Annotated in this window: 2 pseudogenes; both read right to left on the bottom strand. The window is 46.3% G+C overall.

Annotated elements, in window-relative coordinates:
- Positions 1-509, bottom strand: a pseudogene (locus B3M51_RS07460) (cell division ATP-binding protein FtsE); the annotation flags it as partial.
- Positions 506-886, bottom strand: a pseudogene (locus tag B3M51_RS07465) (signal recognition particle-docking protein FtsY); the annotation flags it as partial. The pseudogenes B3M51_RS07460 and B3M51_RS07465, both read right to left, overlap by 4 nt.

Below are 886 nucleotides of genomic sequence, written 5' to 3' on the forward strand. Positions count from 1 at the left end.
GGATCCAGGTTTCCTGTTGGTTCATCGGCCAACAGAACCGGCGGACGATTAACCACCGCGCGGGCAATACCTACCCGTTGTTGTTCACCACCTGACAAGGCAATTGGTAAGTTACGTTCTTTGCCCAGTAAGCCGACTTTATCGAGAGCTGCTCGCACCCGACGACCAATCTCACGATGATTTTCACCTGCAATAATCAATGGCAGAGCGACATTATCAAACACCGTGCGATCATGTAACAGATTGTGATACTGAAATACCAGTCCAATTTTTCGGCGGTAATAAGGGATCTTCCACTTCGGTAATCGACTCAGATTTTGATTATTGACGATCACCTGACCATGTGAGCAACGTTCAATCAGCGCTATCAGCTTCAACAGGGTACTTTTTCCGGCACCCGAGTGGCCGGTTAAAAAAGCCATTTCTCCTGATATCAATTCAAAACTGAGACCTGACAGGGCTTCCTGCTGACCTTCGTAACGTTTATAAACCTGTTCAAAACGTATCATTGTTGTGTTTCACGGCCCAGTAAAGCATCGACAAAGTCCTCTGCTTCAAAGGTTCTTAAATCATCTATCTTTTCACCCACTCCGATGTAACGGATAGGTAACCCGATTTTTTTCGCGATGGCAAAAATAATACCGCCTTTTGCCGTACCATCAAGTTTCGTCAGGGTAATACCGGTTAATCCTATCGCCTGATGAAATTGTTCAGCCTGAGATAAAGCATTCTGTCCTGTGCCGGCATCCAGCACCAGCATGACTTCATGGGGGGCATTGCCATCCAGTTTGGCCATAACGCGTTTTACTTTTTTCAGCTCTTCCATCAGATTGGATTGAGTATGTAGACGACCTGCCGTATCAGCAATCAGAATATCCATCTGCCG

This window comes from Methylophaga sp. UBA2689, assembly GCA_002354555.1.
Classification (GTDB): Bacteria; Pseudomonadota; Gammaproteobacteria; order Nitrosococcales; family Methylophagaceae; genus Methylophaga.